This window comes from Streptomyces sp. NPDC054932 (assembly GCF_053610205.1).
On the sequence record NZ_JBSGXU010000024.1, the window covers coordinates 54,278 to 69,282 of the forward strand.

The following is a 15,005-nucleotide window of genomic DNA, read 5'->3' on the forward strand; positions in this document are numbered from 1 at the left end:
CGCTACTTTGCGGACACTCCCTAGGAGTCGCTCCGGACCTGCTCGGGGGCGGCGTCGGTCCCGGGTTCCGCGGGCCGGGCCACGTACCGCAGGACGCCCCACATGCTCTCGGGGCGCGCCTCGTGCGGGGCCGTTTCCCGGCATGCCTCCAGCTCGCGCAGCAGACCCGCCCCGTCGGTGCCGGAGCCGATCAGGACCAGCTGGGTCAGGCGCGCTTCGCCGCGCCCCCAGGGCCGCGGGGCGAAGCGGAGGAAGCGGCCGACCGCGTGGACCTCGTAGCGTTCCTCGTGCCCGGGTACGCCGAAGTAGACGAAGCCCTTGATCCGGTAGAGCCCGGCGGGGCGCCGGTCGAGGAAGTCGATGAACCGGCGCGGGGACAGGGCCTGCTCGGAGGTGAACTCGGTGCTCTCGTACGCGGCGTGCGCGTGGCCGCAGTGGTCGGGGTCGTGACCGTCGGCCTCCGCGAGCAGGTCCTCGAAGGAGAGCTGCCCGCGGGTCTCGGTCCAGGGCCGGCGGTCGAAGAGCAGTTCCGGGTCGATCCGCCCGTGGTCGGCGCCGACGACCGGGGTGCCCGGGGCGCAGAGCGCGGCGAGTTCCTTCTCGATCCGGGCCCGCTCGGCCGTGTCCACCCGGTCGGTCTTGTTGAGCACCACCAGGTCGGCGACGGCGAGGTGGCGGTCGGTCTCCGGGTGCCCGGCCCGGGTCGCGTCGAATTCGGCGGCGTCCACGACCTCCACCATGCCGCCGTAGCGGATGGCGGGGTTCTCGCTGGCCATGAGCATGCGGATCATCTCCTGGGGCTCGGCCAGCCCGCTCGCCTCAATGACGATCACGTCGATGCGGTGCACCGGGGCGGAGAGCTTCTCCAGGTACGCGTCGAGTTCGCTGCCGTCGACGGCGCAGCACAGGCAGCCGCCGCCGAGGGAGACCATCGAGTCCCCGACCTGGCCGGCCACCGACATCGCGTCGACCTCGATCGATCCGAAGTCGTTGACGACGACCCCGATCCGGGTGCCTCCGCGACCTGCGAGGAGGTGGTTCAGCACGGTGGTCTTGCCGGATCCGAGGAAACCGGCGAGGACGACGACGGGAATGGGCTGCCTGCTGTTCACCCGGTCGATCGTAGCCAGGCTCCGTCAGTGCAGGTGCGGCACCGGCTGGGGCGGGGTGGGGCCGGTGTACCGGGCGGCCGGGCGGATGATCTTCGAATCGGCGGCCTGTTCGAGGACGTTCGCGCTCCAGCCGACCACCCGGGCCGCGCAGAAGGTGGGCGTGAACATTTCGCGCGGGAGCCCGCACAGCTCCATGACCACGCCCGCGTAGAACTCCACGTTGGTGTGCAGTTCCCGGCCCGGCTTCAGTTCGGCGAGGATCTCCTCGACCTGGCGCTCGACCTCGACGGCGAGGTCCACGAGGGGGCCGCCGAACTCGAGGGCGATCTCGCGCAGCATGCGTGAGCGCGGATCCTCGGTGCGGTAGACGGGGTGGCCGAAGCCCATGATCCGGTCGCCCGCCAGGACCCGCTCGCGGATCCACGGCCCGATCCGGTCCACGGTCCCGATGGCGTCGAGGGTGTCCAGGGCCCGGCTGGGGGCGCCCCCGTGCAGGGGACCGGAGAGCGCGCCGATCGCCCCGGTCAGGCAGGCCGCGACATCGGCGCCGGTGGAGGCGATCACCCGCGCGGTGAACGTCGAGGCGTTGAAGCCGTGGTCGATCGTGGATATCAGGTACCGCTCGACCGCGCGGGCCCGGGCCGGGTCGGGTTCCCGGCCGGTGAGCATGTAGAGGTAGTTGGCGGCGTACGGGAGGTCGTCGCGCGGCTCCACAGGCTCCAGGCCCTGCCCCAGCCGGTGCAGGGCGGTCAGCAGGGTCGGTACGGCGCCGCAGGCGGCCAGCGCGTCGGCGGCCCGGCGCCCGGGGTCGAGGTCGTAGACCGGGCGGAAGCCGGCGGAGGCACCGAGCAGCGAGAGCGCGGTGCGCAGCCCGGCCAGGGGGCCGGAGAGCCGGGTGGCCCGGGCCAGGCCCGGCAGGGCCTCGCGCACTTCTTCGGGCAGGCGGCGCAGGGGTGCGATCTCGGCCGCGAAGGCGGCGCGCTCGGCGGCGTCCACCGGGAGCGTGCCGCGGAACATCAGGTGCCACACGTCCTCGAAGCTGCGGCCGGCGGCGAGCTCGACGGCCGAGTACTGGCGGTAGTGGTAGAAGCCCTCCCGGCCCCGGACGTCACCCAGCCCGGTTTCGGTGACCACGACTCCCGCGAGACCGCGGGGTACTTCCAAGGTGGTGTTCATGGATTGACCATCCATGATGGATTCAATCCGTGTCAATGTTGATTGGATCAATACTCTTGTCGATCTGTAGGGTATGCATCATGAGCGACCAGACGGACGGCGGGCGCAGGCTCAGCACGCAGGAGGCGGCCCGCGCACTCGGGGTGAAACCGGCGACGGTGTACGCGTACGTCAGCCGGGGCCAGCTGACCAGCCGCCGCGATCCGGCCGGGCGGGGCAGCAGCTTCGACGCCTCCGAGGTGGAGGCTCTGGCCCGGCGGAGCCGGCGCGAGGCGGCAGCTCCCGCCGGGGAGCCCTCTGTCCGCACCGCGCTCACGCTCATCGAGCCGGACCGGTACTACTTCCGCGGCGTGGACGCCGTGGAACTGGCCTCCCGGTACCGCTACGAGGAGGTCGCCGAGTGGCTCTGGACGGGCACAGTCCCGCACCGAGCCCGGTTCACCGCTCCCCCACAGGCTCTGGACGCGGCCCGGCGGGCGGTCGCCGCACTGCCGGAACACGGTGGCCCCATCGACCGGTTGCGGGTGGCGGTCGCCGCCGCCGCAGTGGCCGATCCACTGCGCTTCGACCTGTCCGAGGAGGCGGTACTCGGCTCCGCGCGCACCCTGATCCCCACGCTGGTCGGCGCCCTGCCCGCGGCGGGCCCGGCGCAGTGGGCCGGGGACGGCCGGATCGCCCGGCAGCTCTGGTCGAGGCTGACGGCTCGGGAGCCGGACCCGGACGCGCTGGCCGCCCTGGACCTGGCGCTGGCGCTACTGGTCGACCACGACCTGGCGGCCTCGACCCTGGCCGTACGGGTGGCCGCGTCGGCGCGGGCCCATCCGTACGCGGCGGTGTCCGCCGGGCTCGGCGCCCTGGAGGGCCCGCTGCACGGTGCGGCGGGGCGGCTGGCACACCGGATGCTCGTGGAGGTGCTGGAACAGGGCGGGGCCGCGCCGGTGGTGGCGGAGTACCTGCGGGCCGGGCGGCGGGTCCCGGGGCTCGGCCACCGGTTGTACCGGGGTGAGGACCCGCGGGCCCGGGCTCTCTTCGCCCGGCTGGAGGCGCTGGAGCAGGCCGGTCCGGCGCTGGGAGCGGCGCGCGAGGTGGCCGCGGTGATGGCCCGGCAGGGCGGGCTGCACGCCAACGTGGACCTGGCGCTGGCCGTCCTGACGGTGTCGTGCGGGATGCCGGCCGAGGCCGGGGAGACGGTCTTCGCGGTGGCCCGCACGGCGGGCTGGATGGCGCACGCCCTGGAGGAGTACCAGGAGCGGCCACTGCGGATGCGGCCGAGCGGGCAGTACCACGGACCCCGCCCACCGCAGCCGATGCCCGTGCCGGAGGGCTAGGCCGTCTCTTTCGGATCTTGCCGGGCCCGCGCCGCCCGGCACCGCACCTCGCCGCGTTGTCGGAGCACCGCAGTACGTCCAGTACAACGGCGCTCCTCCGCCCAGGGGGCACCTCCCAGCGGTAGCTGGGGGAGATGCACGGCACCGGACGACGCGGGCCCGACCGACAAGACCCGAAAGAGACGGCCTAGGTGCGTTGTTCGGGGAGGTTGGTGCGGCGGTCCCGGCCGGGGCTTCGGACCACCTCGTGGGGCCCTCCCAGTGGGCTGTCCCACTGCTCGGCGATGGCCGCGGCGCACGCGAAGTGGCCGGGGGCCTCCTCCTCCAGGCCCAGCAGCAGGGCCGGTTCACCGCGGGTGCGGGCGACCGGGCGGATCCCCACGGTGCAACCGGAGGAAGGCGGCGGCGCGTCGCGGTACGGCAGCAGCGCCGCGTACGGTTCGTCGGCGCCGGCCCGCTCCCCCGGCATCACCAGGGTCATCGCCCGGAGCGTGGCGAAGACCTTGAAGAAGCAGTCCGTCCGCAGCGGTCCGGCCCGGTCGAGGATCCCGCGCGCCTCCCGCTCCTGTCCGGCGGCGGCCAGTGCGACCGCGAGCAGGTCCCCCACCGGCGGGCCGAAGGCCGCGTACGCCTCGCGGAGCCGCGGCACCAGCTCCGCGAGCCGCCCCTGGCCCGCCCGCAGGGTCGTCATCGCGACCACCATCATCCCCTCGGCGTGCGGCGACCCGTGTCGGGCCGTCCCGGCGGCCGCCCAGGAGCCCTACGACACGCGCTTCACCCGCAGTGAGCCCTGGAACACGGCCCGGACATGACGGACGTGGGGAACCCGACAAGCCGGGCGTAAGCATTCCGCTTGTGCCGGGGCCGACCTACCGTTGCTGCCCATGCGGTTCCCCCTCACGAGCGCTCGGCGCCTCGGGCTGCCCAGACGGGCCGTCTCCCAGATCCTGCTGACCCAGCTGGCCATCGCCGCCGGAGTCGTCGTACTGGCGACCGGACTGTTCCTGGCCCCCCTGAGCGCCCAGCTCGACGACCAGGCGATGCGGCGCGCCCTGGCCATCGCGCAGAGCGCCGCGGCCGACCCCGCCGTGGCCGCCGGGCTCCTGGGCTCCGGGCCTGCGGCCGACGGCCCCGTGCAGGCCTCGGCCGAGCGGATCCGCCGGGCCACCGGCGCCGAGTACGTGGTCGTGCTCGACCTGGACGGCATCCGCCGCTCGCACCCGAGCCCCGACCTGATCGGACTGCACGTCTCGACCGACCCGAGCGATGCCCTGGCGGGGCGCGAGGTCATGGAGATCGACGAGGGCACGCTGGGCCGCTCCGCCCGCGGCAAGGTCCCGCTGCTGGCAGCGGACGGAGAGATCGTCGGCGCCGTCTCGGTCGGCATCGCCTACGACAGCGTCCGGGACCGGCTGCTCGGCGCGATCCCCGGTCTGCTCGCCTACGCCGGCGGCGCCCTGGCGGCCGGTGCCCTCGCCGCCTATCTGCTCTCCCGCAGGATCCAGCGGCAGACCCGCGACCTAGCCTTCTCCGACATCGCCGGACTGCTCGCCGAGCGCGAGGCCATGCTGCACTCCATCCGCGAAGGCGTGATCGCCCTCGCCCCCGACGGCCGGGTCCGGCTGGTCAACGACGAGGCGGCCCGCCTGCTGGGCCTGCCCCAGGACGCCACCGGCGGTTTCGCGGGGCGCCCGCTGGACGACGTACTCGGTGCGGGCCGCACCGCGGACGTCCTGTCGGGCCGTGTCATCGGGAGGGACCTGCTCACCGTCCAGGGCCCGCGGGTCCTGGTGGCCAACCGCATGCCCACCGAGGACGGCGGCGCCGTCGCCACCCTGCGCGACCGCACCGAGCTGGAGCACCTGGGCCGCGAGCTCGACTCCACCCGGGGCCTGATCGACGCCCTGCGCGCCCAGGACCACGAGCACGCCAACCGCCTCCACACCCTCCTCGGCCTGCTGGAGCTGGGCCTGCACGAGGAGGCCGTGGAGTTCGTGACCGAGGTCGCCGGAGTGCACCGCACCACGGCCGAACAGGTCGCCGAGAAGGTCCACGACCCCCTGCTGGCCGCCCTTCTGGTGGGTAAGTCGACCGTCGCCGCCGAGCGCGGCGTCCCGCTGCGACTGGCCGCGGCCACCCTCCTCCCCGACCGCCTGGTGGACCCGGGCGGCCTCGTCACGATCCTGGGCAACCTCGTGGACAACGCCCTGGACGCGGCCGCCGGTTCGGCGGCGCCCCTGGTCGAGGTGGAGCTGCGCGCCGAAGGCCGTACCGCCGTGCTGCGGGTGCGCGACAGCGGCCCCGGAGTCCCCGCCGCGCGCCGCGAGGAGATCTTCACGGAGGGCTGGTCGACCAAGCAGCCCAGGGCCCACCGCGAGCGCGGGCTGGGTCTCGCCCTCGTACGCCGCCTCGCGGAGCGGCAGGGCGGCAGCGCCCGGGCCGGTGAAGCAGCGGACGGAGGGGCGGAATTCTCCGTCGTACTTCCGGAGGCCCTTCGGTGAACGAGACCTCGGTCATCCACGTATTGGTCGTCGACGACGACATGCGTGTTGCCCGGATCAACGCGGCGTACGTCGCGAAGGTTCCCGGTTTCCGGGTGACGGCGCAGGCGCATTCCGCGGCCGAGGCACTGGAGTTCCTCACCGCGCATCCGGTGGACCTCGTCCTCCTTGACCACTACCTCCCCGACGAGAACGGCCTGGACCTGGTCCGGCGCATGCGCCAGCTCGGCCACCGCACCGATGTGATCATGGTCACCGCCGCGCGCGACCTCGCCACCGTGCAGGCCGCCATGCGCCTCGGCGCCCTGCAGTACCTGGTCAAACCGTTCACCTTCGCCGGGCTCCGCACCCGACTGGAGGCGTACGGGGCCCTGCGCCGCACCCTGGACACGGGCGGCGAGGCCGAACAGGCTGAGGTGGACCGGATCTTCGGCGCCCTCGCCGCCGCCGGACCCGCGAACGAGCTCCCCAAGGGCCACTCCCCCACCACTGCGGAACTCGTCCGCCAGGTCCTGCGTTCCGCCGAAGGCCCTTTGTCCACCCAGCAGATCGCCGACCGCGCGGGCATCAGCCGCCAGACCGCCCAGCGCTACGTCAAGCTCCTCGAACGCACCGCCCGGGTCAGTCTCGCCCTGCGCTACGGCGAGACCGGCCGCCCGGAGCACCGCTACACCTGGCTCCCGTCGGAGGGGCCCGCCTGACGGCGCTCAGACCGCTCCGGCGCCGGTCAGGGAGCGGACCTCCGTCTCCGCGTGCTTGGCCTCGTCCGGTTCCTCGCCCGAGGTGACCGTGCCCAGCCAGCCCGCCAGGAAGCCCAGCGGGATCGAGACGATCCCCGGGTTCTGGAGCGGGAAGTACTGGAAGTCCACCCCCGGGAAGAGCGAATCCGGGCTGCCCGACACCACCGGCGAGACCAGCACGAGCAGCACCGCCGGAACGAGGCCGCCGTACACCGACCAGACGGCTCCGCGCGTGGTGAAGCCGCGCCAGAAGAGCGAGTAGAGCAGCACCGGCAGATTGGCCGAGGCCGCCACCGCGAAGGCCAGCCCCACCAGGAACGCCACGTTGAGGTTCTGGGCGAGCAGTCCGAGGGCGATCGCGACCGCCCCGATGCCGACGGCGGCGACCCGGGCCACCGCGACCTCGCTGCGCTGCCTTGCGTGCCGGCGCTTGAGGGAGGCGTACAGGTCGTGTGCCACGGAGGCCGAGGAGGCCAGGGTGATGCCGGCCACCACCGCCAGGATGGTCGCGAAGGCGATGGCCGCGACGAAGGCGAACAGCACCGCGCCGCCGGTGGTCCCCGCGCCCCCTCCGAGGAAGGCGGCCAGCAGCGGAACGGCCGTGTTCCCGGAGGCGTTGGAGGCCCGTACCGCGTCCGGTCCCACCAGGGCGGCCGCCCCGAAGCCGAGCACGATGGTCATCAGGTAGAAGCCGCCGATCAGAGCGATCGCCCACACCACCGAGCGGCGGGCCGAGCGCGCGGTGGGCACGGTGTAGAACCGCGACAGGATGTGCGGCAGCCCCGCGGTCCCGAGGACCAGCGCGAGACCGAGGCTCATGAAGTCGATGCGGGCGGTCCAGTCCCCGCCGTACTTGAGGCCGGGGCTCAGGAACTTGAGGCCGTGCCCGCTGCGGTCGGCGGCGCTCGTGAGCAACTGGTCGAAGTTCCCGTGGAAGCGCAGCAGCACGAGCACCGTCAGGGTGATCGCCCCGCCCATCAGCAGCACGGCCTTCACGATCTGGATCCAGGTGGTGGCCCGCATTCCGCCGAAGGACACGTAGACCACCATCAGCGCCCCCACCCCCACCACGGTCAGAGTCCGGGCGACGGCGCCCGAACTGCCGAGCAGCAGGCCGACCAGACTGCCCGCGCCGACCATCTGCGCGATGAGGTAGAGCACCGAGACGACGACCGACGAGGTACCGGCCGCGATCCGTACCGGACGCTCGCTCATCCGGGCGGCGACCACGTCGGCGAGGGTGAAGCGCCCGCAGTTGCGCACCAGTTCGGCGACGAGGAACAGCACCACCAGCCAGGCCACGAGGAAGCCCACTGAGTAGAGCAGTCCGTCGTATCCGAAGAGCGCGATCAGCCCTGAGATGCCGAGGAAGGAGGCGGCGGACATGTAGTCGCCCGCGATGGCGAAACCGTTCTCCATCGGCGAGAACAACCGGCCGCCGGCGTAGAACTCCTCGGCCGAGCCGTGCCGGTTCCGGCTGACCCAGGTGGTGATGCCGAGGGTCACCGCGATGAAGAGGCTGAACAGGATCAGCGCGAGGGTCTGGTGCTCGGTGGTCACCGGCCGGCCCTCCTCGCCCGGGTCCGCTCCTGGCCGCGCTCCTGCTCGAAGACGGTCCAGCGCAGGTCGAGCGCGGCCCGGTCCCGGCGCAGCCGTGCGTGCCGGGCGTACGCCCAGGTCAGCAGGAAGGTGCTGAGGAACTGGCCGAGCCCGGCCAGCATGGCCACGTTGACCGCGCCCACCACGGGCCGGGCCATCAGGCCGGGGGCTGCGGTGGCGGCGACCACGTAGGCGACGTACCAGAGGAAGAACCCGGCGGTGGCGGGGACGACGAACCTGCGGTAGCGGGTGCGGACCTCCTGGAAGGCGGCACTGCGCTGCACTTCGAGGTAGATGTCGGATGCGCCGGGTGCAGGGCGTCCACCGCCGGGGACCGGGGCCGGCTGGGACGTTTCCTCACCCTCGCCCCACCCGACGGCCAGCGCGTCGTACCAGGGGTCGTCCAGCCGGATCGTTCCGGTATCACGACCTTCGTGCTTGTCCACCGAACTCTCCTTGTCCGCTGCCGCATTGGCCGCGTGCCCACAAGGATGTGCGGAATGGGCGCTTTCTGGACTGGTGTACCGGTGCTCTTCACTCCATCAGGTGATGGAGTGAAGAGCACCGGTATGCCGTGGCGCCTTCGGTGCCGGTCGTCGCCGGAGCTCCGGCAGTACCCGGATCAGGCGTCGATGCGCGAGCGGTCCAGGGTCGCCGCGGAGCTCGTGATGAACTCCTTGCGGGGGGCGACCTCATTGCCCATGAGCAGGTCGAAGACCTGCTCGGCCGAGTCCAGGTCGCCGATGTTGATCCGGCGCAGGGTGCGGTGGCGGGGGTCCATGGTGGTCTCCGCCAGCTGGTCCGCGTCCATCTCGCCGAGGCCCTTGTAGCGCTGGATCGAGTCCTTGTAGCGGATGTTCTTGCGCTGGTACTCCAACAGGGTCTGGCGCAGCTCGTTGTCCGAGTACGTGTAGACGTACTTGTCCTGGCCCTTCTTCGGCTGGACCAGCTCGATCCGGTGCAGCGGCGGTACGGCCGCGAAGACCCGGCCGGCCTCGACCATCGGCCGCATGTACCGCTGGAAGAGCGTGAGCAGCAGGCAGCGGATGTGCGCGCCGTCGACGTCGGCGTCGACGAGCAGCACGATCTTGCCGTACCGGGCGGCGTCGATGTCGAAGGTCCGGCCCGAGCCGGCTCCTATGACCTGGATGATCGCCCCGCACTCGGCGTTCTTGAGCATGTCCGAGATCGAGGACTTCTGGACGTTGAGGATCTTGCCGCGGATGGGCAGGAGCGCCTGGAATTCCGAGTTGCGGGCGAGCTTCGCGGTGCCGAGGGCGGAGTCCCCCTCGACGATGAAGAGCTCGCTGCGCTCCACGTCGTCGCTGCGGCAGTCGGCCAGCTTGGCGGGGAGCGAGGAGGTCTCCAGCGCGGTCTTGCGACGCTGCGCCTCCTTGTGCTGACGGGCCGCGATCCGGGTCCTGGCGGCCGCGACGATCTTCTCCATCACGGCGCGGGCCTGCTGCTTGTCGTCGCGCTTGGCGGAGGTCAGGAAGGCCTTGAGCTCCTTGGCGACCACGGCGGCGACGATCCGGGTGGCGGCGGAGGTACCGAGCACCTCCTTGGTCTGGCCCTCGAACTGCGGCTCGGCGAGCCGGACGGTGACGACGGCCGTCATGCCCTCCATCGCGTCGTCCTTGACCACGTCGTCCTCGGCGACGCGCAGCAGCTTGGCCGAGCGCAGCACCTCGTTCACGGTCTTGGCGACCGAGCGCTCGAAGCCGGAGACGTGGGTGCCGCCCTTGGGGGTGGCGATGATGTTCACGAAGGACTTGACGTTGGTCTCGTACCCCGTGCCCCAGCGCAGGGCGATGTCGACGCCGAGCTCGCGGGTGACCTCGGTGGGGGTCATGTGGCCGCGGTCGTCGAGGACCGGGACGGTCTCCTTGAAGGTTCCCGTGCCGCTCAGGCGCAGGACGTCGCAGACGGCCTTGTCCTGGGCGAGGTACTCGCAGAATTCGCTGATGCCGCCGTCGAAGCGGAAGGTCTCCTCGGTCTTGCCGGCGCCGTCGATGCCGCGCTCGTCGCGGACGACCAGGGTCAGGCCGGGGACCAGGAAGGCGGTCTGGCGGGCGCGCTGGTAGAGCGTTTCCAGATTGAGCCGGGCGTCCTTGAGGAAGATCTGGCGGTCGGCCCAGTAGCGGACCCGGGTGCCGGTCCTGCCCTTGGCGACCCGCTTGACCTTGCGGAGGCCGTTGGCGGGGTCGAAGGGGCTGTCGGGGCCCTGCTCGGTGAACATGCCCGGAACGCCGCGGCGGAAGCTGATCGCGTGGGTCGCGCTGTTGCGGTCGACCTCGACGTCCAGCCGGGCGGAGAGGGCGTTGACCACGGAGGCGCCGACGCCGTGCAGGCCGCCGGAGGCCGCGTACGAGCCACCGCCGAACTTGCCGCCGGCGTGCAACTTGGTCATGACGACCTCGATGCCGGACAGGCCGGTCTTGGGCTCGACGTCCACGGGGATGCCGCGGCCGTTGTCCCGGACCTCGACGGAGGCGTCCTCGTGGAGGATGACCTCGATGTGGTCGCAGTAGCCGCCCAGGGCCTCATCGACGGAATTGTCGATGATCTCCCAGAGACAGTGCATGAGGCCTCGACTGTCGGTCGAGCCGATGTACATGCCGGGGCGCTTGCGGACGGCCTCCAGCCCTTCGAGGACGAGCAGGTGCCGCGCGGTGTAGTTGGAACCGTCCCGGTCTGCTCCGGACAGCAGCGCGCTGGAAGGCACGGACGTGTCGGCGGTCACGCAGTTCGCTCCTCGCTGAATTTCTTTATCTGGCCCGGTGGGGCGCAGGGGTGGCTCGGGTGCCGCTCGAAGGGTACCGAGGCCAGGTAGAGCCGATGCAACGCCACCCTCGCGCGTTCCTCAGCCTAGTCCAGATCCGCACGGATGTTCGATCCCCCGCGCGGGTGAAGGAAACATCACGTTCCCTTCCGCGCATGAACCATTTAGGGTTCGGGCACGTCCTCATGAACAACCTGGCACTCACGCCGGGGGAGGATGGAACTGCAACAAGCGCACGACTGACAACGCGAAACCGTAAAGCAACGCAATACGGCTCCTTCGCCGCCAACCGGCAACAGCCGGCCAGCTTCGGAAGGAAGTTTCGAGGAAAAGCCGCGAGCGGGAACGTTTTCGGCCTGGTTGGATGTTGACCCTGGTACGACAGCTCGTCGAGCTAGAGAAGAGGCGACGTGACTACTGTTCTGACACCCGCGACCCCGCTGACGGCCGCTGACCGATGCGACCGTTGCGGCGCCCAGGCATATCTGCGCGTCGTCCTGCTGAGCGGCGGTGAACTGCTCTTCTGCGCCCACCACGGTCGCAAGTTCGAGCCGGAACTCAAGAAGATCGCCGCGGAAATACAGGATGAGACCGAGCGGCTCACGTCCGCTCCGGCTGCCAATGCCGAACCCGAGGACCGCTGACACAGGCCTATACCTCGCATCCGACGAGCCAGGACCGGCTAGGCCGGTCGACGGGCGGCACCCCTGAGACCCAGGGGTGCCGCCCGTCCTCACATCCGCAGCCCTGCGCTAGGGCGTGCGATGCCCCCGTACGGGCCCTGCGTACGGCCCGGAGGCCCCGCGGGCGTCCCCCCGGATGCCCGGGACCTCCCCCGGCTGCGCGGCCGTCTCCGGGGTCAGCACGAAGTCGACCAAGGGGGCGATGCGCGTGTAGACCCCGGGACTGTCGGCGCGTCCGCAGCCACGGCCCCACGAGACCAGCCCGATGAGCCGCCCCTGCGCCACCAGCGGCCCTCCGCTGTCGCCCTGACAGGCATCCTTGCCGCCGCCACTGTCCCCGGCGCACACCATGGACTCCGCGCGGTACTGCCCGTCCGCGTCCCCGGGGTAGGCGCGCTCGCAGACCTCGTCCGCCAGCACCGTCACGCCCGCGGCACGCAGGGCGTACGCGTAGTCACCAAAGCCGCTCGTGTCGCCCCAGCCGTACACGGCCGCCTCGGTGCCCGCCCCGTAGGCGGGATGACCGGCCTCCGCCATGGGCAGCACGTGGTGCGCCGGGACGGACTCGGCCAGCTCCAGTACGGCGAGGTCCCCGGCATTGCTCGCCGGGTCGTAGGCCGGGTTCACCCGCGCCCCGCGCACCGCGATCTCCCGGCCGTCGGCCGCCCGGAGCTCCGTACGCCCCGCGATCACCCGGAAGTCGGCCACGGATTCGACCGGGCCGCCCAGCACCTGGCTGCCCAGGCAGTGCGCCGCCGTCAGCACCCTGGTGGGGGCCACGACGACACCTCCGCAGAACTGACCGCCCCGCGTACCCCCGAACCGGTCACGGCTGGCGAGGGCGACGACCCAGGGACTGTCGGCCACCTTCACCGGCTTCCCGCCGATCACCACGCTGTCCGCGGCCGCCTGCGGCACCTGGGCGAACGGCGCCGCGGCCGCTCCCGCCGCCAGGGTCAGCGCGCCCGCCAGAGCACGGGCAAAGGGACGACGCATGAGGCCTCCTGACTCCGAGTGTGCATGACTCCACCCAGAGTGGGATGCCCGGTGGCCGAGCGCACCCGCGCGGCCACCGTCGTCCTGTCGGCTCCGTCGTCCTCCGACGGAGCCGGACGCCGTCGGAGGAAGCCCGGTCAGTCCAGGTAGTCGCGCAGCACCTGGGAGCGGGACGGGTGCCGGAGCTTGGACATCGTCTTCGACTCGATCTGGCGGATCCGCTCACGCGTGACCCCGTAGACCTTGCCGATCTCGTCGAGCGTCTTGGGCTGGCCGTCCGTGAGGCCGAAGCGCATCGAGACCACGCCGGCCTCGCGCTCGCTCAGGGTGTCGAGCACCGAGTGCAGCTGCTCCTGCAGCAGCGTGAAGCTCACGGCATCGGCCGGGACGACCGCCTCGGAGTCCTCGATCAGGTCGCCGAACTCGCTGTCACCGTCCTCGCCCAGCGGCGTGTGCAGGGAGATCGGCTCGCGGCCGTACTTCTGGACCTCGATGACCTTCTCGGGGGTCATGTCGAGTTCCTTGGCCAGCTCCTCCGGGGTGGGCTCACGGCCCAGGTCCTGGAGCATCTGCCGCTGGACGCGGGCGAGCTTGTTGATGACCTCGACCATGTGCACCGGGATGCGGATGGTGCGCGCCTGGTCGGCCATGGCGCGCGTGATCGCCTGGCGGATCCACCACGTGGCATAGGTCGAGAACTTGTAGCCCTTGGTGTAGTCGAACTTCTCGACCGCACGGATCAGACCCAGGTTGCCCTCCTGGATCAGGTCCAGGAAGAGCATGCCGCGGCCCGTGTAGCGCTTGGCCAGGGAGACCACGAGGCGGAGGTTGGCCTCCAGCAGGTGGTTCTTGGCGCGGCGGCCGTCCTCGGCGATGATCTCCAGCTCGCGCTTGAGCTTGGGCGCCAGCTTGTCGGAGTTCGCGAGCTTGTCCTCGGCGAAGAGACCCGCCTCGATGCGCTTGGCGAGCTCCACCTCCTGCTCGGCGTTGAGGAGGGGGACCTTGCCGATCTGCTTGAGGTAGTCCTTGACGGGGTCGGCCGTGGCTCCGGCGACCACGACCTGCTGGGCGGGGGCGTCGTCCTCGTCGTCGGAGATGACGAAGCCCTTGTTCTCCCCGCCCTCCTCCTCTTCCTCGGCCTCGGCCTTGGCGGCGTCGGGACCCTCGTCCGGGGTCTCGTCCTCGCCCTCGTCCGCATCCTTCTTGGAGGCGGTCTTCTTCGCTGCGGTCTTCTTGGCGGCGGTCTTCCTGGCGGGCGCGGCCTTCTTGGCCGCCGTCTTCTTCGCCGCCGTCTTCTTGGCGGCGGGCTCCGTTCCGGGCTCTCCCGCGAGAGCTTCCGCGATCTCCGCGTCCGCCGGGACGGGGGTGGCCGCGGGCTGCGCTGCCGTCGTCCTGGCCGCCGTCTTCTTGACGGGCTCGGTGGCCGTCCGCTTTGCCGGGCTCTTGGCTGCGACGCTCTTGCGGGTGGTGCGCTTGGGCGACTCCGCGGCACTGACCATCAGCGTCACACCCTCTTCCTCGAGGATCTGGTTGAGGCTGCGCAGAACATTCTTCCACTGGGTCGCAGGAATCTGGTCAGCCTCGAAGGCCCGACGCACGTCATCGCCGGCGATCTGCCCCTCGGCCTTGCCCCGCTCGATGAGCGCCATCACAGACTCGGAATCGGCGATCTCCGGCGGGAGCGTACGGGATGTGCTGGCCGACACGAACAACCTCTCGGAACGATGGGAACGGCTTCCGACCCCGGGCCTGGTGGTGCTGGACCGGAGCCGACGACCACCGACCGGGGATGGGCCGGCGGCGCGGGCAGGGGCCGGGGAGCTGCACAGCATCCCCAAGGGCTGCTGTCTTCCCTCCGTCGGCCATCACCTCTTAAGTCATCGCGTGACCTCGCAGAGCGTTACGCCCAATATTCGTGGCCCGAGTCACACCCCGTACGCACCCGTGCCGGTCGCGTGGCCGTACGCGGCGTTCCGCCGGGGCGAAATCGCCTCGGAAGTGGGTCGGAAGAGGGCCTCACGCCGGTGTGGGCGGCCCCCCCCCGGCCCCGCCCCCCCGCCCACCCCCCGACGAAAAAAAACAAAAAAC

At 71.6% G+C, this 15,005-nt stretch carries 12 protein-coding genes; 4 read left to right on the top strand and 8 right to left on the bottom strand.

Annotated features, from left to right (window positions below):
* Positions 1–20: 20 nt before the first annotated feature.
* Both ACWGE1_RS09900 and ACWGE1_RS09905 read right to left on the bottom strand, forming a co-directional pair.
* The gene (locus tag ACWGE1_RS09900; RefSeq protein ID WP_453420019.1) at positions 21–1,112 is read right to left on the bottom strand and encodes a CobW family GTP-binding protein; all 1,092 of its coding nucleotides are present in this window, start codon (positions 1,110–1,112) and stop codon (positions 21–23) included.
* Between the two features lie 24 nt (positions 1,113–1,136).
* Positions 1,137–2,303 (bottom strand): citrate synthase, encoded by a 1,167-nt coding sequence (locus tag ACWGE1_RS09905; protein WP_453420020.1) that lies wholly within the window; start codon positions 2,301–2,303, stop codon positions 1,137–1,139.
* Between the two features lie 65 nt (positions 2,304–2,368).
* On the opposite strand from ACWGE1_RS09905, the gene ACWGE1_RS09910 reads away from it, so the two are divergent.
* On the top strand, positions 2,369–3,616 hold the full coding sequence (locus tag ACWGE1_RS09910; protein WP_453420021.1) for a citrate/2-methylcitrate synthase: 1,248 nt from the start codon (positions 2,369–2,371) through the stop codon (positions 3,614–3,616).
* Between the two features lie 187 nt (positions 3,617–3,803).
* Here the strand turns inward: ACWGE1_RS09910 and ACWGE1_RS09915 are convergent, their stop codons facing one another.
* Positions 3,804–4,307: a hypothetical protein gene (locus tag ACWGE1_RS09915; RefSeq protein ID WP_453420022.1), complete on the bottom strand. Its 504-nt coding sequence runs from the start codon at positions 4,305–4,307 to the stop codon at positions 3,804–3,806.
* A 193-nt stretch (positions 4,308–4,500) separates the two neighbouring features.
* On the opposite strand from ACWGE1_RS09915, the gene ACWGE1_RS09920 reads away from it, so the two are divergent.
* Together ACWGE1_RS09920 and ACWGE1_RS09925 are read left to right on the top strand one after the other, a co-directional pair.
* A complete protein-coding gene (locus ACWGE1_RS09920; RefSeq protein ID WP_453420023.1) occupies positions 4,501–6,117 on the top strand; it encodes an ATP-binding protein in 1,617 nt (538 codons plus the stop codon).
* Positions 6,114–6,818, top strand: coding sequence for a response regulator (locus ACWGE1_RS09925; protein WP_453420024.1), 705 nt, complete (start codon positions 6,114–6,116; stop codon positions 6,816–6,818). The genes ACWGE1_RS09920 and ACWGE1_RS09925 overlap by 4 nt, the downstream gene beginning before the upstream one ends.
* 6 nt (positions 6,819–6,824) lie before the next feature.
* Here the strand turns inward: ACWGE1_RS09925 and ACWGE1_RS09930 are convergent, their stop codons facing one another.
* The 3 genes from ACWGE1_RS09930 to ACWGE1_RS09940 form a co-directional block, all read right to left on the bottom strand.
* Complete coding sequence (locus ACWGE1_RS09930) at positions 6,825–8,417, bottom strand: solute symporter family protein (RefSeq protein WP_453420025.1); 1,593 nt, start codon at positions 8,415–8,417, stop codon at positions 6,825–6,827.
* The gene (locus ACWGE1_RS09935) at positions 8,414–8,902 is read right to left on the bottom strand and encodes a DUF485 domain-containing protein (protein ID WP_453420026.1); all 489 of its coding nucleotides are present in this window, start codon (positions 8,900–8,902) and stop codon (positions 8,414–8,416) included. Before ACWGE1_RS09935 ends, ACWGE1_RS09930 begins: the two co-directional genes overlap by 4 nt.
* Before the next feature lie 176 nt (positions 8,903–9,078).
* The gene (locus ACWGE1_RS09940; RefSeq protein ID WP_453420027.1) at positions 9,079–11,199 is read right to left on the bottom strand and encodes a DNA gyrase/topoisomerase IV subunit B; all 2,121 of its coding nucleotides are present in this window, start codon (positions 11,197–11,199) and stop codon (positions 9,079–9,081) included.
* A gap of 449 nt (positions 11,200–11,648) precedes the next feature.
* Between ACWGE1_RS09940 and ACWGE1_RS09945 the strand changes: the two genes are divergently transcribed.
* Complete coding sequence (locus ACWGE1_RS09945) at positions 11,649–11,882, top strand: DUF7455 domain-containing protein (RefSeq protein WP_030016583.1); 234 nt, start codon at positions 11,649–11,651, stop codon at positions 11,880–11,882.
* A gap of 108 nt (positions 11,883–11,990) precedes the next feature.
* On the opposite strand, the gene ACWGE1_RS09950 is transcribed toward ACWGE1_RS09945, so the two are convergent.
* Together ACWGE1_RS09950 and ACWGE1_RS09955 are read right to left on the bottom strand one after the other, a co-directional pair.
* On the bottom strand, positions 11,991–12,917 hold the full coding sequence (locus ACWGE1_RS09950; protein ID WP_453420028.1) for a serine protease: 927 nt from the start codon (positions 12,915–12,917) through the stop codon (positions 11,991–11,993).
* 137 nt (positions 12,918–13,054) lie between these two features.
* On the bottom strand, positions 13,055–14,623 hold the full coding sequence (locus ACWGE1_RS09955; RefSeq protein ID WP_453420029.1) for an RNA polymerase sigma factor: 1,569 nt from the start codon (positions 14,621–14,623) through the stop codon (positions 13,055–13,057).
* Positions 14,624–15,005 lie beyond the last annotated feature (382 nt).